General features: G+C 71.0%; 20 protein-coding genes. 6 read left to right on the top strand and 14 right to left on the bottom strand.

Annotation, left to right across the window (positions count from 1 at the left end; translation table 11 throughout):
* The first annotated feature begins 127 nt into the window (after positions 1-127).
* Entirely contained in the window at positions 128-3,010 is a 2,883-nt protein-coding gene (locus M3147_RS13920) for an immune inhibitor A domain-containing protein (protein WP_251204064.1), read from the top strand.
* 73 nt (positions 3,011-3,083) lie between these two features.
* On the opposite strand, the gene M3147_RS13915 is transcribed toward M3147_RS13920, so the two are convergent.
* The 6 genes from M3147_RS13915 to M3147_RS13890 form a co-directional block, all read right to left on the bottom strand.
* A complete protein-coding gene (locus tag M3147_RS13915) occupies positions 3,084-4,040 on the bottom strand; it encodes a DUF389 domain-containing protein (protein ID WP_251204063.1) in 957 nt (318 codons plus the stop codon).
* A 62-nt stretch (positions 4,041-4,102) separates the two neighbouring features.
* Positions 4,103-4,741: a TetR/AcrR family transcriptional regulator gene (locus M3147_RS13910; RefSeq protein ID WP_251204062.1), complete on the bottom strand. Its 639-nt coding sequence runs from the start codon at positions 4,739-4,741 to the stop codon at positions 4,103-4,105.
* A gap of 43 nt (positions 4,742-4,784) precedes the next feature.
* Complete coding sequence (locus M3147_RS13905; RefSeq protein WP_251204092.1) at positions 4,785-5,240, bottom strand: glutathione peroxidase; 456 nt, start codon at positions 5,238-5,240, stop codon at positions 4,785-4,787.
* 53 nt (positions 5,241-5,293) lie between these two features.
* Positions 5,294-8,482 (bottom strand): helix-turn-helix transcriptional regulator, encoded by a 3,189-nt coding sequence (locus M3147_RS13900; protein ID WP_251204061.1) that lies wholly within the window; start codon positions 8,480-8,482, stop codon positions 5,294-5,296.
* On the bottom strand, positions 8,479-8,622 hold the full coding sequence (locus M3147_RS13895) for a hypothetical protein (protein ID WP_251204060.1): 144 nt from the start codon (positions 8,620-8,622) through the stop codon (positions 8,479-8,481). The genes M3147_RS13900 and M3147_RS13895 overlap by 4 nt, the downstream gene beginning before the upstream one ends.
* Before the next feature lie 89 nt (positions 8,623-8,711).
* Positions 8,712-9,356, bottom strand: coding sequence for a pyridoxamine 5'-phosphate oxidase family protein (locus M3147_RS13890; RefSeq protein ID WP_251204059.1), 645 nt, complete (start codon positions 9,354-9,356; stop codon positions 8,712-8,714).
* A gap of 76 nt (positions 9,357-9,432) precedes the next feature.
* Between M3147_RS13890 and pdxR the strand changes: the two genes are divergently transcribed.
* From pdxR to M3147_RS13875, 3 genes are all read left to right on the top strand, one after another.
* A complete protein-coding gene (pdxR, locus tag M3147_RS13885; protein ID WP_251204058.1) occupies positions 9,433-10,974 on the top strand; it encodes a MocR-like pyridoxine biosynthesis transcription factor PdxR in 1,542 nt (513 codons plus the stop codon).
* A 102-nt stretch (positions 10,975-11,076) separates the two neighbouring features.
* A complete protein-coding gene (locus M3147_RS19555; RefSeq protein ID WP_251204057.1) occupies positions 11,077-11,568 on the top strand; it encodes a LysM peptidoglycan-binding domain-containing protein in 492 nt (163 codons plus the stop codon).
* Between the two features lie 78 nt (positions 11,569-11,646).
* On the top strand, positions 11,647-12,063 hold the full coding sequence (locus M3147_RS13875) for a hypothetical protein (protein ID WP_251204056.1): 417 nt from the start codon (positions 11,647-11,649) through the stop codon (positions 12,061-12,063).
* Positions 12,064-12,076: 13 nt separating this feature from the next.
* On the opposite strand, the gene efeB is transcribed toward M3147_RS13875, so the two are convergent.
* The 7 genes from efeB to M3147_RS13840 all read right to left on the bottom strand — a co-directional run bounded on the left by efeB (position 12,077) and on the right by M3147_RS13840 (position 21,465).
* A complete protein-coding gene (efeB, locus tag M3147_RS13870) occupies positions 12,077-13,375 on the bottom strand; it encodes an iron uptake transporter deferrochelatase/peroxidase subunit (RefSeq protein WP_251204055.1) in 1,299 nt (432 codons plus the stop codon).
* Between the two features lie 5 nt (positions 13,376-13,380).
* Entirely contained in the window at positions 13,381-14,589 is a 1,209-nt protein-coding gene (efeO, locus tag M3147_RS13865) for an iron uptake system protein EfeO (RefSeq protein ID WP_251204054.1), read from the bottom strand.
* Between the two features lie 74 nt (positions 14,590-14,663).
* Positions 14,664-15,515 (bottom strand): iron uptake transporter permease EfeU, encoded by an 852-nt coding sequence (gene efeU, locus M3147_RS13860; RefSeq protein ID WP_251204053.1) that lies wholly within the window; start codon positions 15,513-15,515, stop codon positions 14,664-14,666.
* A 443-nt stretch (positions 15,516-15,958) separates the two neighbouring features.
* On the bottom strand, positions 15,959-16,897 hold the full coding sequence (locus tag M3147_RS13855) for a phosphotriesterase family protein (RefSeq protein WP_251204052.1): 939 nt from the start codon (positions 16,895-16,897) through the stop codon (positions 15,959-15,961).
* 27 nt (positions 16,898-16,924) lie between these two features.
* On the bottom strand, positions 16,925-18,382 hold the full coding sequence (locus tag M3147_RS13850; protein ID WP_251204091.1) for a short-chain fatty acid transporter: 1,458 nt from the start codon (positions 18,380-18,382) through the stop codon (positions 16,925-16,927).
* 2 nt (positions 18,383-18,384) lie between these two features.
* Positions 18,385-20,430, bottom strand: a complete 2,046-nt coding sequence (locus M3147_RS13845) for a metallophosphoesterase family protein (protein ID WP_251204051.1) — start codon at positions 20,428-20,430, stop codon at positions 18,385-18,387.
* 108 nt (positions 20,431-20,538) lie between these two features.
* Positions 20,539-21,465 (bottom strand): LysR family transcriptional regulator, encoded by a 927-nt coding sequence (locus M3147_RS13840; protein ID WP_251204050.1) that lies wholly within the window; start codon positions 21,463-21,465, stop codon positions 20,539-20,541.
* A 465-nt stretch (positions 21,466-21,930) separates the two neighbouring features.
* On the opposite strand from M3147_RS13840, the gene M3147_RS13835 reads away from it, so the two are divergent.
* Positions 21,931-24,084, top strand: a complete 2,154-nt coding sequence (locus M3147_RS13835; RefSeq protein ID WP_251204049.1) for a S9 family peptidase — start codon at positions 21,931-21,933, stop codon at positions 24,082-24,084.
* Positions 24,085-24,269: 185 nt separating this feature from the next.
* On the top strand, positions 24,270-25,583 hold the full coding sequence (locus tag M3147_RS13830; RefSeq protein ID WP_251204048.1) for an FAD-binding oxidoreductase: 1,314 nt from the start codon (positions 24,270-24,272) through the stop codon (positions 25,581-25,583).
* Positions 25,584-25,715: 132 nt separating this feature from the next.
* On the opposite strand, the gene M3147_RS13825 is transcribed toward M3147_RS13830, so the two are convergent.
* Entirely contained in the window at positions 25,716-26,318 is a 603-nt protein-coding gene (locus tag M3147_RS13825; protein ID WP_251204047.1) for a DUF1349 domain-containing protein, read from the bottom strand.

Raw genomic sequence — 26,318 nt, 5'->3', positions numbered from 1 at the left:
GGATCGAAATTCCCCTCTTCCCCCAAACGGGGTACACGGTGCATGATGCCGAGTACGCGCGTCTGATCGACGCGTGCCAGTCGCACCGGCGCGACGAACCCACGCGGCGGTGCTCGGAGGGAGAAGCATGTCTGGAAACTCCACTCGCGCGCGGCGCGTGGTGGCGACGACATCTGTGCTCGCGCTCGCGGCCGCCGGTCTGGCGACCCTGAGCATCGCGCCAGCGAATGCGTCGCCATCGCCCGTCACCGCGCCGGTGATCGGTGACGACGAGTACTACATGAACTACGTCGCACCGCGAGCGGAAAGCGCCTTCGGCGACGACGAAGTGGTCGTCGACGTGAACGGGGCGAAGAACGACACGGCCCGCGGCATGACCGCGCTCGAACAGGCCAAGATCGTCGACGAGAAGTACTCGGCCGGCAACCCAGTGGCCGCCCGAGGGCTCGCCCAGCTCGAAGACCAGTCGAACAAGACCGGCAAGAGCCCCAAGGAACTGAAATGGGACCGCGGCGGCCAGGGGCAGGGCCCCGGCTGGAAGGGCAACAAGCACAAGAAGCCCAATTACAAGCAGGCCGACGAGACGCAGGAGGCGAAGCTCCTCACGATCCTCGTGGAGTTCGACGACACGGTGGTCGACGACTTCAGCGACGTGTACGTGCCCACCGAGTTCGGCGCGACGGAGTGCAAGCCGGGGGCCCCGCAGAGCGGCCCGCGGCACAACAACATCCCGAACCCCGCCGACTACGAGCTCGAGGACAACAACTCGATGTGGGTGCCCGACTTCTCGAGCGAGCACTACAACAAGATGCTGTTCAGCGACAAGGGCATCACGGAGCGCGTCCGCACGGATCTCCGCGGGCCCGACGGCCGCGCGGGCATCGACATCTCCGGCTACACGATGAAGAACATGTACGAGGAGATGTCGCAGGGCGCCTACACCGTCACCGGTGAGGCGACCGCGTGGGTGACGGTGCCGCACTCCGAGGCGTACTACGGCGCCACGGTGTGCCACCAGAACGAGGAGGGCGTCTACGAGGCCGGCCCCATGCAGGACATGCAGGGCCACCCCGACAACCCGCTCGGCCCCGGCCAGCTCCCGATCGACGCGGTCGCGGCACTGTCGGCCGCGCAGCCCGACTTCCCCTGGGCCGACTACGACATCGAGGACCAGGGCGACCGCGACGGAGACGGTGACCTCTTCGAGCCGGACGGCGTGATCGACCACGTGGTGCTCGTGCACGCGGGCGAGGACAAGTCGGGCGGCGGCGGCGCCGAGGGCACCTACGCCCTCTGGGCGCACTCCTCGGCCGTCGCGGGCGGCGCAGCCATCCCCGGCACCGACCTCAAGCTGTCGAACTACATCGTGCAGCCCGAGGACTCGGGCGTCGGCGTGTTCGCGCACGAGTACGGCCACGACCTCGGCCTGCCCGACCTGTACGACACCTCGAACGCCGGTGACTCCGACGTCGACTTCTGGGACCTGATGAGCTCCGGCTCGCACGCCGGCCCCATCTTCCAGTCGATGCCGACGCACATGGGCCTCTGGGACAAGTACGTGCTCGGTTGGGCCGACCCGGCGGAGATGAACCCGGGCGACCGTCCGGACACCTTCAAAGTGGGTCAGAACTCCCGTCCGCTGAAGGGCTCCGAGGACGGTGTGAAGGTCAACCTGCCCGACAAGGTGGTGACCCTCGCGACCCCGCACAGCGGCGAGAACATGTGGTACACCGGCTCCGACCAGGACTGGGCGGACCTCCGCCTCGGCCGCACGGTCGACGTGCCCGCCGCAGATCCGAAGTTCTGGATGTGGAACGACTTCGTGATCGAGGAGGACTGGGACTTCGGCTTCGTCGAGGTCTCGACCGACGGCGGCACGACGTGGACCGAGCAGAAGGTCTTCGACGAGGCCGGCGCCGAGGTCACCACACCTGACGGCTACGCCGACCCGAACGGCCGGCTCAGCGACTTCGGCGCCGGGACGCCGAAGAAGTACGGTCTGACCGGGTCGACCGGCGGGTGGCGTCACGACTACGTCGACCTGACCTCGTACGCCGGGCAGACGGTGCAGCTGCGCCTCCGGCTCGCGACGGACGCGGCCTTCCAGGAGCGCGGATGGTTCGCCGACGACTTCGCGGTCACGAGCGGCGCCGACACCGTGTGGAGCGACGACGTCGAGCAGGGCGACAACGGCTGGACCGCCGAGGTGGCCTCGTTCACCACGACGACCGGCCCCGGCTGGCGTCAGGACACCGGCACCTCCGTCAAGGCGCAGTACTACCTCGTCGAGTGGCGGAACATGGACGGCTTCGACCAGGGCCTGAAGTACGCGTACAACAGCGTGTACCAGGAGGGCGCCTGGAAGGTCGAGAAGCTCGCCTACAACGCGCCCGGCATGCTCGTCTGGTACCGGGACACGACGTACGGCGACTCGAACATGATCACGGCCAACGAGGCGGCGCTGCCGAGCTACGGCGCCAAGGGCGGCCTGCTCATCGTCGACAGCCACTTCAATCCGCTGCAGCGGACCGGAGCGGCCGCCGACCTCGACCCGTCGACGCTCAACGTGATGCCCTCCCGGGCGCAGTCCTCGAACGCCGCCTTCGGCGTGCAGAAGACGTACCCCTTCACGGAGTGCATCGTCGATGACGCCTTCACCGAGTACTGCACGGACATCCCCGCCCTCAAGCCGGTGAGCACCTTCACCGACGACCAGGGCTGGGTGCCGGGCTTCGCGCTGCGCGAGTCGGACGGCGCGCTGTTCTACCGCGACCGGGATGCCTCGACCGTGGTGCCCTCGGTGGGCAACGCCCAGTACAGCACCCCGCTGTACGACCTCGAGGGCAACCGCCTGCCGGCGTACGACGGCGTGGACGCGGGGGTCGGGCCGTTCGGCTCGGGCAACCCGGTCGACGACGGCGTGGGCTACGGCACCGTCATCAAGCTGAAGAAGCCGATGAAGGACAACACGACGGCGCTGATCCAGATCACGCCGCCGAAGGCGGAGTGACCGTCGCATGACCCGGGCGCCGGCTCCCCTCGCGGGGGCCGGCGCTCGGTCGTGTCAGGGCGGTGGGCCGAGGTCAGGCCCGGCGGGACCCGGCCCGCTCGCCACGGCGCACGCCGCCGCGCACGAACCGGATCTGCACGAACAGGGTGACCACGCCGCCGGTGACGATCGCCGCGAGGTTCACCACGAATTGCAGCAGCGAGGTGCCGAGCGTGTGCCACTCGCCCGCCGCGAGCGCGAGCGCCGCCGCGCCGGCCGCGGGCACCGTCGTGACCGAGATGAGCACGCCGATGAGCGCGCCCGACTTCGCCGACGTCAGGGAGAGCACGCCGGCGATGCCCGCCAGGAAGCCGACGATGTAGCTCAGCACGTTCGGCGTCCAGATGAACTCCGTCGCCGGGTGCGAGGAGGCGAAGGGGTCGGCGGGGAACACTGCCCAGCTCACCATGACCAGGCTGAACAGCATCGCCAAGACGATCGCCGAGGCGTAGCCGAGCAGGATGGCCACGGCCGAACGTCCGACGACCCGCCATCTGCGCCGGACGATGCCGACGGCCATCGCGGCGAGCGGGCCGAAGTCCGGTCCGACGACCATGGCACCGACGATGAGGATCGGCTGGTCGCTGACCACGCCGACCGCCGCGATCATGGTCGCGACCGCCATGAACACGAGGAACGTGGCGGTGAGCCGCACCTCGTCGCCGGCGCGCGCCTCGACCTCCTGCCAGACGACGGCGTCGTCCTCACCGCCGAACACGCTGGCCGCGTTGCGCTTCGCGTGCCGCGACAGGGTCAGATCGACCGATTCGATCGAGATGGACCCGGAGCGCTCGAGGCCGGCGGCGTGCAGCTCGCCGAGGAGTTCGCTCGCCGCCGTGCGCTCGACGTCGCAGAGCACGACATCGCCCGCCGGATCGATGGCGGCGCCGGGCAGCCGGATGAGGTTCGAGACGCTCTCGCGATGCCCGTCGAGCACGCGGTCCACGGCCGGCCCGAGCCCGCTCGGCACGATCATGCGGAAGTGCAGCATGCGCTCAGTGTCGCGCCCGAACGGCGCGAGGCGGGCGAGGCGCGCGCGACCGGACCGACCGGTTACCTCGTGGGGACGAAGCCGTCGATGAGCCGGTCGAGGCTCCAGCGGCGGGCGGCGGCGTCGGCCTCGCCCGAGTCGAGCCCCAGGTGAGCGGATGCCTCGAGCCGCGGGTGCCGGCTCGGCTCCTTCCAGAGCGTCTGCGGGGTCGGCGTCTCCTCCGGCACCGCCGCGGCCGCGGCATCCAGCGCCGCGGCGCCGATGACCTGCGCCCGCACCGCGTACCCGGCACGCGCCGCGTCGTCGCCACCGAGGCCGGCGTCCGCGAACGCGGCGATCAGCGCCTCGGCGAGGTCTCTCGACCGCTCGCCGTCGAGCGGGCCGCTCGTGAGCAGCGCGATCGAGCCGGCGTGCGCGGCGATGCGGTCGCGCAGCGCCGTGGCGATGAGGTGAATCCGTTCGCGCCAGGCCGGCTCGGGGTCGGTTCCGGCCTCGGCGACCCCGGCGAGGAGCTGCTCGATCATCGCCGCCTGCAGCGCCCCCTTGGAAGGGAAGTACGTGTAGAGCGCGGTCGGGGTGAGCCCGAGCGCGGCGGCCACCGCCCGTACGGAGACGGCCGCGAAGCCCTTCTCCTCGAGGATCTCGAACGCGGCGTCGACGATGTCGGCCTGGCTGATGCTGCGCCGGGGTCCGGGTTTCATGCGGGTGGGGCTCCTTGGTGCTCGACCCACCACGCTACCGGGCTCAGGTGACGGGCAGCGACGCCTCGATGGCCTCGATCACCTCGGGGGCGTCGGGCTCGGTCGTCGGGCGGAAGCGCGTGACCTCGCGAGCCGGTGAGATGAGGAACTTCTCGAAGTTCCACGTGACCCGACCGGCTTTGCCCGAGGCATCCGGCGTCTGCTTCAGCTCCTGGTACAGCGGATGCGCGTTGCGGCCGTTCACCCGCACACGGTCGAGCACCGGGAACGAGATGCCGTACGTCGTCGAGCAGAACTCGCTGATCGCCTCGTTGCTCGACAGCTCCTGCAGGAACTGGTTGCTCGGGAAGCCGAGCACCGTGAAGCCGCGATCGGCGTAGCGCCGCTGAAGCTCCTCGAGCTTCGCGTACTGCGGGGTGAGCCCGCAGCGCGAGGCCACGTTGACGACGAGCACCGTGCGGCCCTCGTAGTCGGCGAGCGAGCGCTGCTCACCGTCCATGGTGGAGAAGGGGATGTCGTCCAAAGCGGTCACGTCGTGCCTCCTCGGCCAGCCTACGCCCGCTCGATCGGCGTACCACCGGGCGTCGGGAGACTCCCAGGAGACGCGGATGTCGCCAGGCCAGCGCGATACACGGCCTCGGTGCGGGTCGCCGCGCCGAGCTTGCGCAGGATGGCCGACACGTGCACGCTCGCCGTCTTGCCGCTGATGAAGAGGCGCTCGCCGATCTGCCGGTTGCTGAGCCCCTCGGCGATCAGGGCGAGCACCTGCCGCTCGCGCGCGGTGAGCTCGGCGGTGGCATCCGTCGCGGCGGCGACCGCATCGGTGACCCCCGTCGCCCGCCCCGCCCCGCCGCCCTCGAGCAGGAGGCCCGCCGCGGTCGCGACGCGCACCACCGAGGCGAGCACCGCGCCGATGCCGTACTGCTCGGCCTGGTCGTGAGCGGCCTGCAGGCTGACCTTCGCCGCCTGACGCTCGCCGATCTCGAGCTCGGCCTCGCCGAGGCGCAGCCGGGCGTAGGGCTGGAGCAGCCGGAGCGCCCGCGGGTCGTCGACGGCGTCGACGGCCCGGCGCCACGCCTCGACGGCACGCTCGCGGTCGGCCTCGAGCTCCGCGTCGATCAGGGCGACCCAGATCGGGTGCATCGGCCAGTGCGCGAAGCGACCGAGCAGCGCACGCAGGCGGGGCTCGGCCGCTGAGGCCGTGGCGAGCAGCTCGACCTCCTCGGCGTTCGCGGCGGCGTGGCCCGAGCGCGCGGCGGCGATCGTGCGCGCCAGCGCCCAGGCATAGGGCAGCCCATAGCCGGCGATGGCCCCCTCGTGCTCGTCGAGCAGCGGCACGGCCTCGCGCCACGCGGTCACGACGTCGCCGTTGGCGAGCGCGATCTCGGTCGCCACCCGGCCCACGCTCTGCCGGGTCTGCAGCTCGACCTCGCCCACGGCGTTCATCGCGGCACGGTTCGTGCGCAGCACGTGGCCGGCGGACGCGAGATCGCCCCGCCAGAGCTCGGCCCAGGCCTCGGCGCGCCAGAGGTAGATCTTGAACGGCTCGGGCGGATCGAGCGCGAGCGCCCGTTCGATGAGGTCGAGCCCGCGCTGCCAACGGCCGAGCGCGAACAACGGGTCGACCGCGTTCGACGCCAGGATGACCCCGCTGCTGCGCTCGAGCCCCGTCGCCCGGGCGCGGGCGAGCCCCTCTTCGGCCAGTTCGATCGCGAGCTCGTAGTCGCCGAGCAGGTTGTAGAGGTCGGAGGCGTTCACCCAGTAGCGCAGCAGCGCCGAGCCGTCGCCTTCGGCGAGCTGCTTCGCCCGCTCGAGCTGTTCGGCCGCGGCGACCGGGTCTTCGAGGTGGGCGCGGCCGACGGCCGCGATGTTGGTCGCGACGGAGGCGAGCCGGGGCGCGCCGATGGACTCGGCCAGCTCGAGGGCGGTCTGGGCCATCTCGACGGCCTCCTGCAGCTGCCCGTCGATCATGTACCGTCCGGCGAGCGAGGTGCGGACGGAGGCGCGCAGCTCGGCCGAGCCGTCGGGACCGAGCACGTCGAGCGCCTCGAGCAGCAGCGGGATCGACCCGGGCCGGCCGTCGCTGCCGAGCGTCAGCGCACGGTCGCGCAGCAGCCTCGGGTAGTTCGGATCGTCGCGGGGGCACTCGGCGAGCGCGGCCTTGATGACCGCGAGGCTGCGGTCGTTCTCACCGGCGTTGCGGAGGTGCGAGGCGGTGCGGCCCATGAGCTCCATCCGGCTCATGCCGGCGATCCTCGCTGCGGTGCCGCCACCCGGGCCGCCACCCGAGCCGTGGCGAGCGCCGCCACCCGCCTCGTCTCCCGAGCCGTCTGCCGGTGCCCGATCGACCACGTCCCACAGGGCGAGCGCCCGCTCGCCGAGCTGGGCGGCGGAGGCGAACGCCGAGGCCGCTCGGGCCTCGCGCATGGCCTGCACCGTCGCGGGGAACGCTCGCATCGCGTCGTTCGCCCCGAGCCAGTGATAGGAGATCTCGGCGGCGAGGCGACGACCGCCGGCCGCTGCGAGCGCCTCGTAGGCCTCGGCGTAGCGGGCGTGGAATCTGGCGCGCTCACCGGGCAGGATGTCGGCGAGGATCGCCTCGCGGACGAGGGCGTGCCGGAAGCCGTACTCCTCGCCGTCGACGACGAGCACCCCGCCGAGCACCGCTTCTCTCGCCGCTTCGTCGAGTTCGTCGTCTCCCCCGCGGAACACCCGGGTGAGCAGGGGGTGGCCGACGCGCACGCCGCCGGTCGCGATGAGCCGGAGCAGCTGCTGCGCCTCGTCGCTGAGTCGCTCGTAGCGCGCGAGCAGCAGGTCGCGCAGCGTGTCCGGGAGCTGGCCGTCGTCGTTGCAGCCGTCGAGCCCGACGACCTCCTCGACGAAGAACGGCACGCCGTCGCTCCGGCGGAAGAGGGTGTCGAGCAGGGCCTCGTCGGGTGCCGCGCCGACGAGGGAGGCGGCGAGCTCGCGCACCTGGTCGCGCGACAATCGCGAGAGCTCGCGCCGGTCGACCCAGCGGTCGCGCTCGAGCTCGGCGAGGAACGGCCGGAGCGGATGGCCCCGCGTGACGTCTTCGCTGCGATAGCTGAGCAGCAGCATGACCCGGCTGGCGGTGAGCGCCCGCACGAGGAAACGGAGCAGGCCGAGGCTCGCCGGATCGATCCAGTGCAGGTCTTCGACGACGAGCACGACCGGCTGTTCGCGCGACACCGTCTCGAGGAGCACCGCGACGGCCTCGTGCAGCTGGCCGCTCGCCCCCGGTCCGGCCACGGCCGGCACCACGTCGCCCGGCACACCCGACTCGGCGAGCTCGGGCAGCAGCGCGACGAACGCCGCCCGCCCCGGGCCGACCGTCTCGAGGGCGCGCTCGGCACCGATGTCGGAGACGAGGCTGCGCAGCGCCGCCTTGATCGGGGCGTACGGCGCGGCCACCGCGCCGAGGTCGACGCACTGGCCCACGATGACCCGAGCGGGGGTGTCCGGGCCGGGTGCCGCGTCTTTCGAGCCCACGCGCGAGGCGAACTCGCGGATGAGGCGGCTCTTGCCGATGCCCGCCTCGCCGCCGACGACGACCGTGCGCGGCATGCCCGCCTCGGCCTCGCCGAGCAACCCGTCGAGCCAGACGAGCTCGGCGTCGCGGCCGATCATGGCGGCACTGGCGGAGGTGGTCACCTCCTCATGCTGCCACGCACCACCGACGGCGGCGGCGCGCTCCGCCGACAGCGGATCGGCGATCGTCACGCGGTGCGGATGCGGCGTGCTTCAGTGCGGCGGGCGGCGTCGCGCTCCGCGGCGGCACGGCGCAGTTCGAGCACCAGCTCGGCGCGTCGCAGATCGGCGGCGTAGGTGCTCGTGGCGAGCACGGCGTCTGCGAATTCCATGATCTTCTCCCCTGTTCGGTACCTCGAGCCTCGCGACTGAGGTACCGGTGGGGCATCCGGCGATCGCCCTATTCCTGAGGTGAGGCACCTCAGGCGCCCCGGAGCCGCAGCACCGACTCGGGCACCGGCGTGCCCGCCGGGGTGAGCGGCGAGGCCTCCGGCTCGCCCCAGGCGCGGCCGAGCGGCACGACGCCGGCCCAGCTGGTGTGGTCCTCGCCGTCGTCGGGCGCCTCGCTCGCGGTCGCCGCTCGCGCCTTCATCACGAACTCCGCGATCGGCAGTCGGAGCGCCCGCGTCGCCGCGTACTCCTTCTTGGTGGTCTCGCGCACCTCGGCCGGCCGGCCGGGCATGAGGTGCGCCGAGAGCGCGACGAGGGCCTCGTGCTCCTCCTCGGCGGACACCGGCTCGAGCACGCCGTAGACGACGGCGCTGCGGTAGTTCATCGAGCTGTCGAAGAGCGAGCGGGCGTAGACGAGCCCGTCGAGCGAGGTCACCGCGAAGGCGACGGTGGCGCGCTCGGCCGCCGCCCGCAACGCGAATCCGCCGCCGGTCGAGCCGTGCAGCAGCAGGTCGTCGCCGACGCGCGCGTAGGCCATCGGGATCACGAGGGGCTGGCCGTCGGCGACGACCGCGAGGTGGCCGACGAGCTCCTGGTCGAGCAGCGCGTCGAGCTCGGCGCGCTCGTGGCGCTGGCGTTCGGGCATGCGGCGGACATGGCGGGCAGAGGCACTCATGCCGAGCAGTCTCGCCCGGACACTGGTACCGTGTGCAGTCCAGTTCAGCGACATTCGAGCAGACCAGTTGGGACCCATGGCCGAGCCGCCCATCCTCCTCGACCGCCGCCCGGGCGCGGGCCTGGTCGCGCAACTGGTCGCGGCGCTCCGCCGCGACATCCTCGACGGGCGCCTGCGCGCCGGCGACGCGCTGCCGTCGACGCGCGGCCTCGCGCGCGAGCTCGCGATCGCGCGCAGTTCCGTGGTGGCCGCGTACGACCAGCTCGCGGGCGAGGGCTACCTGGAGCTCAGACAGGGCGCGGCGACCCGGGTGGCCGAGCTCGAGCCGCGAGCCGTGCAGGAGCCGGCCGTCGGCGACGGCGCACCGGATGCCTCGCCGGCGCCGCCCGCACTCCGCCTCGGCGGGGCCGCCGCCGGGCCCCTGGTCGCCGACCTCTCGCCCGGCGTCCCCTCCACGGCACGGCTCGACGAGCGGGCATGGCGCGCCGCCTGGCGGGCCGCCGCCGCCCACCCGCCGTCGTGGTCTCCGCCGCCGCTCGGTGTCCCCGCCCTGCGCGCCGCGATCGCCGAGCACCTGCGGAGCGCCCGAGGGGTGCACTGCGAGCCCGACGACGTCGTCGTGGCCGCGGGCACGAGCGAGGCGCTGGCCCTCGTCGCGCAAGCGCTCGTGGCATTGCGGGGCGAGGGGGTGCGTGTCGGCGTCGAGGACCCGGGCTACCCGGCGGGACGCCGGGCCCTCGCCCGGCACGGGGCCGAACCGGTCCCGCTGCCGCTCGGCGACGGCGGCCTCGACCTCGTCGCGCTCGAGCGCGCCCTTCGCGGGCGCGGCCCAGCCCGGCTCGACGCCGTGATGGTCACCCCCAGCCACCAGTACCCGCTCGGCGGGCGGCTTCCCGTCGCCGACCGGCTCGCCCTGCTCGAGCTCGCGGCCCGCGCCGACGCCTTCGTGGTGGAGGACGACTACGACAGCGAGTTCCGGCACACCGGCGCTCCGTTGCCCGCCCTCGCCTCGCTCGACAGCGGCGGCGAGCGAGGCGGCGGCGAGCGGGTCGTGCTCGTCGGCAGCTTCTCGAAGGTGCTGACCCCTTGGCTCCGCCTCGGCTACCTCGTGCTGCCCGCTCACGCGGGTCTGCGCGCGGCCGTCGCGGCGGCGCGCAGCGAGCTCGACACCCCGGTGGCCGGCCCGGTGCAACTCGCCGTCGCCGAGTACCTCGAACGCGGCGCGCTCCGCCGGCACATCGCGGCGACCCGGCGGGAGTACACGCACCGACGGCGACTCGTGCAGGACGCGCTCGGCGGACTCGAGGACTCGCGCGCCCGGCTGACGGCGATCGACGGCGGGCTGCACGCGGTGCTCGAGCTCCCCGACCGCACGTCCGAGCGCGCCCTCGTCGCGCGCCTGGCCGAGGCGGGCGTGATCGTCGCCCCGCTCGCGCAGTACGCCGCGCGCGCCGGCGCCCAGCCCGACGCCCCCGACGACCCCGACGCGCAGCCCGGCGCGCCCGATGCGCCCGGCCGCCGGCCCGGTCCGGCCGGCATCGTGCTCGGCTACGCGGGCGTCGGCGATCTCGCGCTCGCCGCCGCGCTCGAACGGATCCGCGCGGCGCTCGGGGCCTGAGCCACCCCGGAGGAAGTTTTCCACATTCCTGCCGTCGACCGCCCCCCGGGAGCCCGACGGAAGCTAGGCTGACCGAGCCCACCGGATCGATGAGGAGCCCTCGTGAGGCCAGCCCCCAGCATCGCGCGGCGACGCCGCACGCTCGGCACCGCCGTGCTCGTCGCGATCGCGATCGCCGGATTCGCGGCCTGCGCGCCGTCGTCACCACCGCCCGCCGAGACCGTCATGGTGACCGTCACAGCCACCCCGACCCCGACGCCGACGCCCACGCCCACGCCGTCAGCACCGGTGGCCGCACCGGAGCCGCCCGCGCCCGACCCGGTGCCGAACGATCCGGCCCCCGTCGTCGAGCCCGGGCCGGCCGTCGACCTCGGCTCGATCCCCGGCGCGAGCGGCACCCCGGTGCTCGACGGCGACGGCATGCCGATCCGGTACACGGTCGTCTCGGGCGACAGCTTCTTCGACATCGCCCAGCGCTTCGACCTGCCGCAGCAACAGCTGCTGCGCATGAACCCGCAGATCCACGACTTCGGCGAGGCCGTCTACATCGGCGACGAGCTCAACCTCGACTGGACGAAGATCGGCCTCGGCTGAGCGCGAGCGCGCGCGGCCGGCGAGCGCGCGGCCGTCGAGCAGCAGCCCGCGCGCAGCGGCCTCCGGTAGCCTGACCGGGTGCCGACCGCCCTCGCCCTCGACTCCCCCGTCGTCGTCCTCGAGCCGTGGAGCCCCTGGCCGCTCGTCTTCTCGGGCATCGTGCTGCTCACCGGCGCGGTCCTCGCGATCGCCGGGCGCGAGCACCGCTGGATGCGCGACCTCGGCTATGTGCTCGTCGTCGCCGGCCCGCTGTCCGGCGTCGCGCTGCTCGGCTTCCTCTCCGGCAACTGGGACCAGGGGCAGCGCCGCGACGCGATGATCGAGCTCGGCTACGAGCAGCCGCTGTTCTCGGGCGGCGAGGGTATCGTCGGCGGAACGCCCGGCGCGATCGAGTTCACCGCCGTGCGCGACGGCGAAGACGTCTTCGGGCAGCTGCAGCCGCTCGGCGGCGACCGCTGGGCCGTCGTCGAAGGCGCGCGCCCCACCCAGGACTAGGGGGCGCAGGCGGTCAGTCGAACAGCCGCTGTCCCACGAACTCGCCCTCGGCGACGCCGCCGGGCACCGCGAAGATCGCCGAGCCGACGTGCTTCAGGTACTCGTTCAGCCCGTCCGCCGCGAGCGAGGTCTGCACCCGCACGAACTGCTCCGGCGAGCGCTGGAACGACAGGAAGAACAGCCCGGCGTCGAGCCGCCCGAGGGTGTCGTTGCCGTCGACGAAGTTGTAGCCCCGGCGCAGCAGCCGCGCGCCGCCGTTCATCGTCGGATGCGCGAGCCGCACGTGCGAGGCCGGGTCGATGAGCGGGGCGCCCGTCGCTCCGGCCGCCTCGAAGTCGGGCTCGGTGAACTCCGTGCCGCCCGAGAGCGGCGCACCCTCGCCCTTCGAACGGCCGACGAGCTGCTCCTGCTCGCCGAGCTGCACCCGGTCCCAGTTCTCGATGACCATGCGGATGCGCCGCGCCACGAGGTAGGACCCCCCGGCGAGCCAGGCCGGCTCGTCGCCGGGCTGCACCCAGACGTGCTCGTCGGCGACGCCGGGCTCCTCGGCCTTGATGTTCGCGGTGCCGTCCTTGAAGCCGAAGAGGTTCCGCGGCGTCGTCTGCGCGGTCGACGTCGAGGAGGTGCGGCCGAACCCGAGCTGCGACCAGCGCAGCGTCGCGCGCCCGAACGCGATCCGGCTGAGATTGCGGATGGCGTGCACGGCGACCTGGGGGTCGTCGGCGCAGGCCTGGATGCAGAGCGCGCCGCCCGTGCGCGCCGGCTCGAGGGCGTCGCCCTGGAACCTGGGCAGCGGCCGCAGCTCGGCCGGCCGACGTGCGGCGAGCCCGAACGGGTCCGCGCCGTCGGCGGTCTCGAAGAGCTCGGGCCCGAAGCCGAAGGTAATCGTGAGCCCCGACGCCGGTAGGCCGAGCGCCTCCCCCGTGTCGGCCGGCGGCGCGTAGTCGGAGCCGCCGACCGCCCCACCGTCGGCCACTTCGAGGCCCTGGCTGAGCCGGGCGGCCGCGGCCGTCCAGTCGGTGAGCAGGCCGATGAGCCCCGCGCGGTCGAGCCCCGCGTCGGGGTCGAAGACGGCGAAGTGCAGCCGGTCCTGCGCGGGCGTCGTGATGCCCGCCTGGTGCTCGCCGTAGAACGGGAAGACGGATGCCCCGACCGTGCCGTCGCCCCGGGCTCCCGCCGTGAGGGCGACCCCGGCGGTCGCGGCGCCACCGGCGAAGCCCGCCGCCGCGCCGGCCGCGCCCACCCCGAGCAGGCCGAACAGCCCACGGCGGGACACGGCGTGGGGCTCGGCGGGGACGTCCGGCTCGGTCATCGGGATCAGACTCCGAGCACCGTGGCGGTGAGCTGCGACAACGGCTCGGCGAGCGCGTTCACGCGGTCGCTCAAGGCCTTCTTGTCGGCATCCGTCAGCGTCGCGTAGTCGACGAAGCCCGCGTCGAGCGAACCGTACTTCGCCAGCTCGTCCTCGAGCGCGGCGAAGCGCCCGTCGATCTCGGCTGCGAGCGTCGTGCCCTCGTCACCCTTCGACTCGGCGAGCGCGCGCACCGCACCGAACGCGACACCGGCGCCCTGCACGTTCGCGGCGACGTCGGACAGGTCGGTGCCGCTCCACCAGTCCTCCTCGCCGGTGATCTTGCCGGCAGCGACCTCGTCGAGCAGGGCGATGGCGCCGTTCGAGATGTCGGCGAGCGACACCGCGAACGCGGGGTCGGTGACGAGCTCGTGCAGCTGGGTGACGTCGGCGACGAGGCCGTCGGCGTACGCCTTCCGCTCCTCGGGGGTCGAGGGCGCCCAGTCCTTCAGGGCGTCCTGCCCGTCGGAGTTGAGCTCACCCGGCTTCGGCGCCCAGAGGTCCTTCTCGATGCGGTGGAAGCCGGTCCAGTCGAGGCCGTCGGCGACGGCGTCGACCTCGCGGAAGTCGATCTTCGGGTCGAGGTCGCCGAAGGCCTCCGCGGTGGGCTCGATGCGCTCGTAGGGCACGCGGGCCTTCGCGAAGAGGGCGCGCGCGGCCTCGTCGTCGCCGGCCGCGTAGGCGTCGGCGAGCTGCTGCACGAGCGGCAGCAGCTCGGAGGTCTGCGAACGCACGTAGGCGAGGTACTCGGTGACGGCCTGGTCGCTGAGCTCCTGCTCGTCGGCGGAGACGGCGGATGCCTCGCCGGTCACGGTGAACTCGGCGAGGCCGACGGGGGCGCCGACCTGCTGGAACTTGCACGCCGTGTAGTAGGTGCCCGGCTCGAGCTGGGCGGTGAAGTCGACGGTCTGGCCGGGCGTGACGTTCTCCTTCTCGCCGACGATGCGGAGCTGGTCGTCGGCGAGGATCTCGAACTCGTTCACGTCGCTGCCCGAGTTCGTGAGCGAGAAGGTCACGGCGCCCGCGGGCGCGGTGGCGGTCGCGACGGCGCAGGCGTCGTCGCTGAGGTCGACGGCGATCGCCTGGGCGAGCTCGGTCTTCGCGACGCATCCGGTGAGCGCGAGCGCGGTGAGCGCGGTCGCGGCGACGGCGGCGGGCAGGGCACGGCGGGTCATGGATGCTCCAAGGGTCGGTGAACGGGTCTGGACACTGCTGGCGACGACGGTCGGCTGGCCGACGGCGTCGACGTTCAGCCGGCTGCGGCGGCCGCAGCGGCGGGGGGCGCCGCTGCTGCGGTGTGCCGGCGGCGCAGCATCACGAGGTAGAGGGCCATCGTGACCGCGACGTAGGCGGTCCAGCCGATGACCTGCGCCCAGGTGGGCTCCGGGGTGAAGTTGAAGATGCCGCCGAGGAGGCTGTCGAGCCAGCCACCGGCGGGGATGATCTGGGTGAGGCTGTAGGCGGGCGTGCCCCAGCCGGGGATCACCGAGGCCTCCTGCAGGTCGCCGATGCCGTAGGCGAGCACGCCGGCTGCGACGAGGATCAGGAAGAGCCCGGTCCAGGTGAAGAAGGTGCCGAGGTTGAAGCGCACGAGGCCCTTCGAGATGCCCCAGGCGATGACGACCGCGGTGGCGATGCCGGCGAGGGCGCCGAGCGTGCCGAGCACGGGGTCGCTGCCGCCGGCGACGTTCGCCCACACGAAGAGCGCGGTCTCGACGCCCTCGCGACCGACCGAGAGGGCGCCCAACACGACGATGGCCCAGGAGGAACGCTCGATCGCGGCATCCACCTGTCCGCGCAGCTCGCTCGAGAGGGTGCGGCCATGGGTGCCCATCCAGAAGATCATCCAGGTGACCATCGCGACGGCGAGGAGCGAGAGCACGCCGCCGAGGATCTCCTGCGCCTGGAACGTCATCGCGTAGGGGCCCCAGGTGAGCACGGCGCCGACGCCGAGGGAGACGGCGACGGCGATGCCGATGCCGATCCACAGCCGGCCGAGCAGGTCGCGTCGGCCGGTCTTGCCGAGGTACGCCACCAGGATGCCGACGATGAGACCGGCCTCGAGGCCTTCGCGGAGGCCGATCAGGTAGTTGGCGAGCACGGGCGTCTCCCGGGTCTGGATGGAAGGGCGCTCTGGTGAGAGCAGCTAAGGCTAACCTAAGCCTGCCCGCGCGTCGAAACGGATTCGTGATCGTTGCTCGTGCGCGCGCTGATGGGAGGATGCCGCGGTATCCGACGGCCAGGTGAATCACAGGCGCGCCATCGCCTCACAGGCCACTGCGATCGGCCGGTCAGTTCGGTGAAGAATCCCCGAGCGACTCGTTGAGGAGCCATATCAGGGCGATGGAGAACAGCATCAGGTTGATGAGGATCAGCGCGAACCGTATCTGCGCGGGCCCCTAGTGCTGATGCTGAAGAATTGCGCGCCGATGAGCCGCCCACCAACCCAGAGCCCACTGAGGGGCCCCGCAGACGACAATTGGCCCGGCCCCTCCGAAGAGGCCGAGCCAATTGTGGTTTGTCTTGGTCGAGGTTCTGGCCGCGCTATTCCATACCGGTCAGTGCTCTTCGGGGGTTCTCGACGAGGATCGTGTCGATATCGGCGTCGCTGAGTCCTCGTTCGATCAGGCGGGGCACGAGCCCTGTGAAGATCAGCGTCAGGCCGTCTCCGCCGTTGCTTGTAAGGTCTGGTCGGAACGCAGCGTCGTGGGAGAGCAGGATCTGGTGGATTCGGCCGCTGTCGACCATGGCCATGATGTATTCGACTCGGCGCTGGAGGTCGGCGCCCCGGCGGATGTGGTCGAAGGCTACGTATGCGCCGCGCGCCGCGATCGCAGCGTGGTAATCGGTGATGTCCGCGACGCGTGTCCATTCCGGGGACCCGACGCTGTCGCAGTGGCCGATGATGACGCTCCGGGGGGCCACTCCGCAGGATTCAAGGAGATCGAGCTGGTCCAGCCCGACAGGCCAGTGTGCCGCGTGCGTGCTGATGGTGGTCCCGGTTTCCAGGTGCGCGAGAGCCGCGGCTCGAAAGACCCGCTCTTCTTGCGCTGTCATTTGTACCTCGGTGCCAATCTCGCCGATGATGCCGGCACGGACGCCGGTCTCGTCGATGCCGTCGGTGAGATCTCGCACGAAGAGGTCCGCCAGAGCCCTGGTGCTGGTGCGGTCGAGCTGATCGCGGTCGAAGTAGGCCTGCCGGTATAGGCCCGTGCCGAGGATGATGTTCACCCCGGACTGTTCGCTGAAGCGACGAAGCGCGAGAGGGTGCTGTCCGAGGCTGCGGTTCGTCAGGTCTACGACGGTCCGGCCGCCGTGCTCTCGGAAGCGCTTGAGCTCTGCGAGAGCCTGCACTCCGTCGTTGAGCAGTCCGGGTGCGCGGAGCTCGCGCATCATGTTGACAGCGAGGTGTTCATGGACGAGGGTCCGGCCGAGTTCGTCCGCGTTCAACGGACCACGCACTGTGGTGGCTTCAGCGGTCACTTTGACGCTCCTGTTCAGCGGGTCGGTTCACGGGATCACCGGCGGGATGTACTCGAGTGTGCCGGACAGCAACCACACCATGATCAGCACCACCGGCAGATGAACCAGGAATTGGAGGAAGGTGAAGCCGACGACGTGTCGCGCGCGCAGGCCGAGGAGGCCCAGGACGGGGAGCATCCAGAACGGGTTGATGAGGTTCGGGAGTGCTTCGGCGGCGTTGTAGACCTGGACCGCCCAGCCGAGGTGGAGGTGCGCGTCGTTGGCCGCTTGCATCACGTAGGGCGCCTCGATGATCCACTTGCCCCCGCCGGAGGGAAGGAAGATCCCGAGCACGACGGAGTAGATCGCCAGGACAGGGGCGAGAAGGCTGCCTGACGCGACCTGTGAGAACGCATGTCCGAGCGTTGACGAGAGGGTGGTCCCGTCGGGTGCGGCGGCCTGGGTGAGGATGGCGGCGACGCCTGCGTAGAAGGGGAACTGGATCAGCACTCCACCGACCGATGGGATCGCCGAGGCTGCAGCCTTCAAGAACTTCCGCGGAGTGCCATGAAGGGCGAGTCCGAGCATGATGAACAGGAAGTTGTACGTGTTGAGGTCGGACAGCGCGAGCCACCAGCCACGGTCGATGACGACCATGACGAGGTAGGCGGCACCTGCGGTGACGACGATCGCGGGGAGGATCCACGATGTGTCGAACCACTCACCGGGCCGACGCGGGGTTCGCGGCTCCTCCTTGCGGATTTCGTACTCGAGGTCGATGTGCATTGCCTGCGCCGTCAGAGCGCGGTTGGCGTTCGGGGCCGACATGTACGCGATCAGAACGGTGAGAACGATCAGCACACCGGTCAGCAGCAGCGACTGCGGGAGGAACACCGTCTGGGAGAACGGAAGGACCCCCGAGATCGGCAGCAGAGAGGGCGGCATGCTCGCTTCGTTCGCCATCATCTGCGCTGGGGCGGAGCTGAGTCCCATCGCCCAGACGCCGCCGAGCCCGAGGAAGGATGCGGCACCAGCGGCACGATAGTCCATGTCGGGGCGCCTGCGCGCAAGCTCCTTGGTGAGCAGGGCGCTGAAGATCAATGAGATGGCCCAGTTGATGAGGGAGAGGGATGTGGCGAGGAGAGCGACGAACGCGACCGCTTGACGCCCGTTCTTTGGGATGCGCGCGAGCCAGGTGATTGCTCGCTGTGCAGGCGGCGAGGTTGCGACGATATGACCACTGATCGCAACGACGGACACCTGGAGGGTGAAGGTGATGAGATCCCAGAAGCCGCCACCGAATGCGGTGACGATGGCCTTTGGGGAGGCGCCGATCGCGGCAGCACCAATGCCTGTGATGACGACGGCGATCAGGGCGAAGACGAAGGTGTCGGGGAACCATCGTTCCATCCAGGCGGCAAGACGAAGCGCGATCCGTTGGACGAACCCGTCCGACGGATCCTTGGTCTGCGCTGGTGTCGCCGTGCGTGCTCTTCTGCCGATCACGGTCAAGCTCCGTTCTGAAGCGGGCGGCCGACGAGCAGCGGGCTGCTGGGCGGGGCGTCATTGCTGGCCCACCCGGGGATGCCGTCGTCGAGGTTGAGGATGGTCGTGGTCGGGTCGGTGAGCATCTCAGCGACCCGGGAATCCGCACCGACGGGAGACGGGCTCGGGACGATGGCGACGTTGTCACCCGCCCGCGTCCAAGGTCGCCCATCGATTTCGCCGGTCGTCAGTGCGGCACCGGTCGGCACGATCGCCGGCAGCGCTGCCGCGAGGCGCTTCAGGGCTCGGCCCGCCGGTCGGAGGTTGTACCGTCGGTCGGTGAGCCCATGGCGAGGGAAATAGCCTCGATCGACGTCGGCGAAGGTGTCCAAGGTGACGCTGATGCGAGGCAGGCAGTGCGCGGCAAGCGCGGTGTGGGCGACTCGGTCAGCGATGCGCAAATCGTCCTCGATGCTATCCCCCGGGTGATCTGCTGCGAGCCGGACCAGAGCGAGCGCGTTCAAGCCGAGTTGGCTGGAGATCGCGTCGATGCGCTGCAGCGCCGCGGCGGGGTGCTCGGTCCAATCGACGGTGAACGCGAAGCCACTGATGACGTTCCGGAGGTCGCTCGAATTGAGTTCCGACAATGCGGAGACGTCACGCGAGTTGAAACCGTGGCGGATGTAGTGCGCGTACCCGTCCCCACCATGGGAGCCTTCCGCGGAGGTGTGGACGACAGAGAGATAAACGTCGATGCCGGTCGCGTGACGCAAGGCTTCGAGGTCGCCGTGCTGTCCGACGTCGGCCAGCAACCGTGGGGGCTGGATGATCTCGAGCGCAGAGACGAGGTGTGCGTGTGCGCGCAGCGCGGCAGCACCGGCCGTGTCCGGAAGCCCATAGTTGAAGAGCTGGAATCGGTGTCCGGACGTGTGGAGCTCCGTCATGCGGGAACGCATGTCGGGATCGAGCAGGTCGTTCAGCGGAACACGAAGTCGTGAGACGTTGATGTCCCAGAGCGCCATGAGCGGGTAGTCCGACCGGATCGGTTTGCGGTTGAACTCGTCCACGACACCGCCATACGGGATCGCTGTTCGTTCGGTCCAGATCTGCCGAGCATCCAGACCGACCACGGACGCACGCGCCATTGGCTCCTCATGCAACGCCGGTGTCGTCGGCTCGCCGCGGTCGAGATAGTCACGGATGATTCGAGTGACGTGCCGATCCGGGTACACCTCGACGAGGAAGAAGCCGAGCTTTCCGACATCGTTTCGGCCGAATTCGTGTTCCTCTTCGGGGGCGATGCGGAACAGCTCACTGTAGTCCTGTCGGACGAACGCCACCGATGGCGCGACGTAGTGATGCCCGTCGTGGTGGCGGTTGTAGAAGAAGTTGTGCACGTGGCCGGCGAAGAGCCCCTCGACCCCGTGTTCGGAGAGCAAGCCGAGCAGCCACGACCGCGCGGGCTCGTCGATGTTGTCGTAGTGCCCGATCTCGGTGCGGTCGGCGATGAACGGCGGGTAATGCGTGAACACGAACTGACGCTTTCCGGCACTTGCACGGAGATCCTCGATGAGCCAGGCGCGCTGCTCCCCCTCGGCCGAAAGCCCGGAGTTCAGGAGCTGTGCATTGATGACGACGAAGTGACAGTCACGATGATCGAACGAGAAGTAATCGGGGCCGAAGGTCGCCCGGTAGCTTTCCAAGTACGAGGCGGTGATGCTCTGAGCAGGGAGCCACTCGCCGGGCTTATCCCCGACATCGTGGTTTCCCGGAACGAGGTGCAGCGGAGCGTCGAGGTCGGCGTAGATCTCCTGGAAGCGCTGTGCAGCGGCCATGAACGTGTCGAGCGCGGGGACTGGGTGAACGAGGTCACCCAGGTGAATCACGAATGCGGGCGCAAGCCGGTTGAGCTCCGCTACTGCGCGCCCGGAGCGTTCGTTCGCGAGCCGGTTGCTGTGCCAGGGCGAACTGGACTGATCGTCGCTCGGGTTGATGTGGGAATCAGCGATAACCGCGAAGGAGAAGAGCATCTCGTTCGGGTTGCGATCGCGAGGGTTGGGGCTGTGCATGTCCGTTGAACACCTTTGAACCGGAGTGGGAAATCTCTGGTGTCCAGCAGATCGCTACCGCCGTTGGCTGACAAGACGGATCATTCGATGGGGACCCATTGGCGGCTCTTATGCCCCTGAGTGCGCCTGATCAGATTGGGTTTCTGGGTGCTCGGCGAGCTGCCACATGGCGGCCGCAGCGGGCGAAAGCGGGTCGTCGGTCCGAATCATGACCACGGATCGCCACAAGGCTGGGGTGAGTTCTGCCACCCTCGCTCCCGCAGCTCCTGCGAGGTGGGCTGAGTATCGCGGCAGGATCGCCGCGCCCGCGCCGGAAACCACGAGAGGCAGGTACGCGTCTCTGTGGTCGATCCGCACGGCGACGTGCTTCCGCCACGCCCGCCGACCGAGAGTCCGGTCGAGGTAGGCTGCGGGGCGCGAAGACTCCCACCAAGGCCCGACGATCAAGCCGCACGCGAGCACCTCCTCCCAGCTGGCCTCCCCTTCCGTGTTCAGCTGTGCCGCTGCAGGTAGGGCGGCCACGTAGTCCTGCCGTCCGAGGGAAAGGGTGGTGAAGCCTTTCATCTCGGGCAGATCAGGCTCGCCCTCAGTCACTCCAAGCTCGCACAAGCCGGTTCGAACCATCTCGGCGACCTCGGACACTCGGGTCTGCGCAGGCGACTGGATGCTGACCGTGACCTTCGGATGGAGCCGCCTGAACCGAGCAACCAGCTCGCTCACGGGCGACTGCGCCATCGTCGGAAGCGATGCGATGTCGAGCGTCCCACCTGCCAAACCCGTGACCGCCAGAGCGGCAGACTGCACCGCGCTCAGACCCCGCAGCGCCTGGCGCGCCGGCTCCACAGCCGCCTTCCCCGCAGGAGTCAATACCGCACCGCGCGGGGTCCGCTTGAACAACGGGACACCGAGTTCCCGCTCAAGCTGAGCAATGCCCTGCGACAACGCCGGCTGGGTCACATGCATCTCAACCGCGGCACGACTGAACCCACCGTGATCCACTACAGCGAGGAAGTACTCGATCTGCCGACGTTCCATGCTTCGTCATTATGCGACAGCGACGCCAGCTCATGGTCCGACTGTTGACGGATCGGTATCACGAGCGAGCCTCCCGAGCTCTCTGCGTCCGCTGGGAGAGCGTGCAGAGCACGAGCGCTGCGAGCCAGATCGCGAAGCCAGAGCGAACGGTTCGAAGGCGCGGTCGGGTTGGGTGACGAGGGTGAAGGGCCGGGTGGCGTCTTGGTCCGTTCTCGGCATCAACAGGGGCGGGATGATGACCCAGGCGACTGATGGCACCCATCCGGCCTGCGAGCAAGCAGCGGGAGGGCTGGAGCAGATCGATCCTGAAGGTCATGAGGCAGCTTCTGGGTGATCGTGCGTTCGTGGTTGCATGAGTGCAGCGAAGATCGCGGACCCTGCCTCCGCAGCTAACGACTCCCCTGCTGGGGCATCCAGCTGATTCCGCCTGCTCGGGGTTGCGCAGCTCGGGGGTAGCGTGGGGACGTGCTCACTCCGCCCGTGACCCCCAAGCGACCGACCCAGCGAGAGCACCACGGCGACGTGGTGGTCGACGACTACGAGTGGCTGCGCGAGAAGGACGACCCCGCCGTCATCGCGCACCTCCACGCCGAGAACGCGTACACCAAGGCGAAGACGGATCACCTCTCGCTCCTCACCGAGCAGGTCTTCGAAGAGATCCGCGCGCGCACGAAGGAGACCGACCTCTCGGTGCCGACGCGCGAGGGCGACTGGTGGTACTTCACCCGCACCCGCGAGGGCGCCGAGTACGGCATCCACTGCCGGATGCCCGCGGCCGGTCCCGACGACTGGGAGCCGCCCGTGCTGCCCGAGTCCGGCGGCGAGGCGCTGCCCGGCGAGCAGCTGCTGTTCGACGAGAACGCCGAGGCCGAGGGGCACGAGTTCTTCGCCCTCGGCAGCTTCGACGTCTCCGCCGACGGCACGCTGCTGCTCAGCGGCGTCGACGTCGAGGGCGACGAGCGCTACGAGCTGCGCATCCGCGCGATCGACGGCTCCGGCCGCACCTTCGACGACGTCATCCCCGGCACCTCCGGCGGCGCCCTGTTCGACCCCAGCGGGCGCTACGTCTTCTACGCGACCGTCGACGAGTCCTGGCGGCCCGACACGATCTGGCGGCACGAGGTCGGCACCGAGGCATCCGTCGACGTGCAGGTCTTCACCGAACCGGACGAGCGCTACTGGCTCGGCGTCGGGATGACCCGGAGCCGCCGCTTCCTCGTCATCGAGGCGGGCTCGAACATCACGAGCGAGACGCGCCTGCTCGACGCCGACGACCCGACCGGGGAGTTCCGCGTGGTGTGGCCGCGTCGCGAGGGCGTCGAGTACGACGTGGAGCACCTCGTCGCGGGCGGCCGCGACCGGCTGCTCATCACGCACAACGACGGGGCGCCGAACTTCGAGCTCGTCTCAGTCGCCGCCGACGACCCGGAGGGGCCGCGGCGCATGCTGCTGCCGCACGACCCGGCGGTGCGCCTCGAGGGCGTGGATGCCTTCCGCGACTTCGTCGCCGTCGAGTACCGCCGTGGCGGGCTGCCCCGGGTGGCGATCGCGAAGGTTCCCGCTGCCGGCATCCCCGAGGGGGCCACCGCCGACGACACCCTGCACGAGCTCGCCTTCGACGAGGAGCTCTTCGCCGTCGGCGTGCGCGGCAACCCCGACTGGGCGCAGCCGCAGCTGCGCATCGGCTACACCAGCTTCGTCACCCCCTCCACCGTGTTCGACGTCGTGGTCGCGACCGGCGAGCGGCGCCTCCGCAAGCGCCAGCCCGTGCTCGGCGACTACGACCCGAGCCGCTACGTGCAGCGCCGCGAGTGGGCGACCGCCGAGGACGGCACGCGGGTGCCGATCTCGCTCGTCTACCGGCACGACCTCGTGACGCCCGGCACGCCCGCGCCGACCCTGCTCTACGGCTACGGCTCGTACGAGCACTCGATCGACCCGGGCTTCGGCATCGCCCGGCTGTCGCTCCTCGACCGCGGCATGATCTTCGCCGTCGCGCACGTGCGCGGCGGCGGCGAGCTCGGCCGGCACTGGTACGAGGACGGCAAGAAGCTCCGCAAGAAGCACACCTTCAGCGACTTCGTCGCGGTCGCGCAGCACCTGAGCGACGAGGGCTGGACGGCGCCCGACCGACTCGTGGCCCAGGGCGGCTCCGCGGGCGGCCTGCTGATGGGGGCCGTCGCGAACCTCGCGCCCGGCGCGTTCAGCGGCATCCTCGCCGAAGTGCCCTTCGTCGACCCGCTGACCTCGATCCTCGACCCCTCGCTGCCGCTCACCGTCATCGAGTGGGACGAGTGGGGCGACCCGCTGCACGACCCCGAGGTGTACGCGTACATGAAGTCGTACGCGCCCTACGAGAACGTGCGCGACGGCGAGCACGGCGGGCGGCACTACCCGCCGATCCTCGCCGTGACCTCGCTGAACGACACCCGGGTGCTCTACGTCGAGCCCGCGAAGTGGGTGGCCCGGCTGCGCGAGGCCGGCGCCGAGCCGCTGCTGCGGATCGAGATGGCGGCCGGGCACGGCGGCGTCTCCGGGCGCTACGCGTCCTGGCGGGAGCGCGCGTTCGCCTACGCCTGGGTGATCGACCGGGCGAAGGCGCACCCGAGCGGCGAGTAGCCCTGGTTCGCTGAGCTCGTCGAAGCGCCTGGCCCGCTGGGCGCTGGTTCGCTGAGCTCGTCGAAGCGTTTGGTCCGCTGAGCTCGTCGAAGCGCTTCGACAGGCTCAGCGAACCACCCGACGCTTCGACGAGCTCAGCGAACCACCACGTGCGGACGTCGGCGGCCGGTGGCACACTGGCGCCCATGGCGATCCTCGCAGCGTTGCAGCAGGTCCTTCCCGGCCGCGCCTTCGGGCCCGGCGACCCCGAGTACGACGCAGGCCGTGCGGTCTTCGCCGGCGTCGGCTCCCCCGAGGCGGTCGTGCGCCCGGCGAGCGCCGACGACGTCGCGGCGGCGGTGCGCGTCGCCGCCGAAGCCGGGGCCCCGATCGCCGTGCGCTCCGGCGGCCACGGCTCCGAGCCGATCGACGGCGGGCTCGTCGTCGACCTCGCCGACCTCACCGACGTCGCCCTCGGCGAGCACCGCCTCGTCACGGTCGGCGGCGGCGCGCGCTGGGGCGACGTGGCCGCCGCGCTCGAACCCGCCGGGCTCGGCGTGAGCTCGGGCGACACCCGCGACGTCGGCGTCGGCGGGCTCACGCTCGGCGGCGGCATCGGCTGGCTCGTACGACAGCAGGGCCTCACCGTCGACGCCTTGCGTTCGGCGGAGCTCGTCACGGCGGCCGGTGAGGTGCTGCGGGTCGACGCCGGGCACCACCCCGAGCTGTTCTGGGCGATCCGCGGCGGCGGTGGAAACTTCGGCGTGGTCACGTCGTTCACGTTCGAGGCGGTGCCGGCCGACGGGCTCGCGGGCGGGCACCTGCGGTTCGAGCAGGCGGATGCCCCGGCCGTGCTCCGTGCCTGGCGCGAGGTCGTTCGCGCCGACGAGGCGCTGAACTCGACGCTGCTGATCTTCCCGCCCTTCGCCCCCGAGGTGCCGGCCGGCCCGATGGTCGCGGTCGCCCGGCGCGGCAGCGAGGACGAGCTTCGCGCCGCACTCGCCCCGCTGCTCGCGCTCGACTCCCTGGAAGAGACGGTGCTCGGGCCGGTGGCCTACTCCGAGCTGCTCGAAGACGCACCCCCGGGCAAGCCGCCGTTCCGCTTCGTCGGCGGCAATGGCTTCACCCCCGAACTCGACGACGCGCTGCTCGAGTCGTGCCTCGCCGCCCTCGCCGGCCCTGCACCCACCATGCTGTTGCTGCGCACGCTGGGCGGCGCATTCGGGCGGGTGCCAGCCGACGCGACTCCGATCGCCTTCCGCGACGCCGAAGCCTTCGTCGTCGTGAACGCCGTGCTCCCGCACGACGCGCCCGAGCAGCAGGTGGCGGAGCTCCGCACGCTGCACGAGGGCGTGCTCGGCCGGCTCAGCGGCGTCTACGGCAACTTCTCCGAGGATCGGGGCGAGCACGTCCTCCGAGCCATGTACCCGCCCGAGACCCTCGCCCGGTTGCGCCGGATCAAGGCGGAGGTCGATCCGCAGCACCTCTTCCGGCACGGGCACGCGATCGCTCCGGCGTAGCCGGGTGTTCTGGTTCGCTGAGCTCGTCGAAGCGCTTCGACGGGCTCAGCGAACCACCCGACGCTTCGACGGGCTCAGCGAACCACCCGGCGCTTCGACAGGGTCAGCGAACCATCCGGCGCTTCGACGGGCTCAGCGAACCGCGTGAGGTGTCGGCGGCTCGGCGTGCAGCTCCGTGTCGGCGGCGAGCAGACGCCAGGCGGTGAACGTCACCTCGAGGCCACCGCGCGAGGGCGCGCAGACCATCGGGCCGGCGGTGGCTTCGGCCGGGAACGGCGTCACCCGGAACGTCCGCCAGGGCCCCTCGTCGGCGCGGGCGCGCAGCACCACCGCGTCCCCGATGCGGCTCGCCCGGATGGTGACGACTCGGCCCGCCCACTCCGGCACCGGTGCCATCGACCAGTCCGAGGCGCCGTCGGTGACGACCGCGCCGAGCTGGGGCACCCCGTCGCTCAACTCCACCCCGGCCTTCACCCAGCGCCGAGGCCCGGCGACGAGCATGAGCCCGGCCTGGTCATAGAGCTCGGTGAGCGCGCCGCTGTCGAAGGACACCTCGATCGCGGCATCCGCCGGCCACTCCCCGAGCAGCGCGTGACCGTCGTCGTGGACGAAGCCGTACAGGGTCTCGCGCCAGTAGTCGCTGCCCTCCGCGGCGCGCACCGCGAGCGCGTCGCCGTGCGCCTCGGTCGATTCGGGTTCGCGCGTCCACCGGCCGGCACTCCACGGGATACGCAC

The sequence above is a fragment of the Agromyces mediolanus genome, from assembly GCF_023715325.1.
GTDB classification, from domain to species: Bacteria; Actinomycetota; Actinomycetes; order Actinomycetales; family Microbacteriaceae; genus Agromyces; species Agromyces mediolanus_A.
The sequence above is the reverse complement of the archived record's forward strand: the minus strand, read 5'-3'. Positions and strand labels throughout refer to the sequence as shown.

Excerpts from the sequence above, each read along its gene's own strand:
- M3147_RS13920 (WP_251204064.1), top strand. The coding sequence starts at position 128 with ATGTCTGGAAACTCCACTCGCGCGCGGCGCGTGGTGGCGACGACATCT.
- M3147_RS13915 (WP_251204063.1), bottom strand. The coding sequence starts at position 4,040 with ATGCTGCACTTCCGCATGATCGTGCCGAGCGGGCTCGGGCCGGCCGTG.
- M3147_RS13910 (WP_251204062.1), bottom strand. The coding sequence starts at position 4,741 with ATGAAACCCGGACCCCGGCGCAGCATCAGCCAGGCCGACATCGTCGAC.
- M3147_RS13905 (WP_251204092.1), bottom strand. The coding sequence starts at position 5,240 with ATGGACGGTGAGCAGCGCTCGCTCGCCGACTACGAGGGCCGCACGGTG.
- M3147_RS13895 (WP_251204060.1), bottom strand. The coding sequence starts at position 8,622 with ATGGAATTCGCAGACGCCGTGCTCGCCACGAGCACCTACGCCGCCGAT.
- M3147_RS13890 (WP_251204059.1), bottom strand. The coding sequence starts at position 9,356 with ATGAGTGCCTCTGCCCGCCATGTCCGCCGCATGCCCGAACGCCAGCGC.
- pdxR (WP_251204058.1), top strand. The coding sequence starts at position 9,433 with ATGGCCGAGCCGCCCATCCTCCTCGACCGCCGCCCGGGCGCGGGCCTG.
- efeB (WP_251204055.1), bottom strand. The coding sequence starts at position 13,375 with ATGACCGAGCCGGACGTCCCCGCCGAGCCCCACGCCGTGTCCCGCCGT.
- efeO (WP_251204054.1), bottom strand. The coding sequence starts at position 14,589 with ATGACCCGCCGTGCCCTGCCCGCCGCCGTCGCCGCGACCGCGCTCACC.
- M3147_RS13845 (WP_251204051.1), bottom strand. The coding sequence starts at position 20,430 with ATGCACAGCCCCAACCCTCGCGATCGCAACCCGAACGAGATGCTCTTC.
- M3147_RS13840 (WP_251204050.1), bottom strand. The coding sequence starts at position 21,465 with ATGGAACGTCGGCAGATCGAGTACTTCCTCGCTGTAGTGGATCACGGT.
- M3147_RS13830 (WP_251204048.1), top strand. The coding sequence starts at position 24,270 with ATGGCGATCCTCGCAGCGTTGCAGCAGGTCCTTCCCGGCCGCGCCTTC.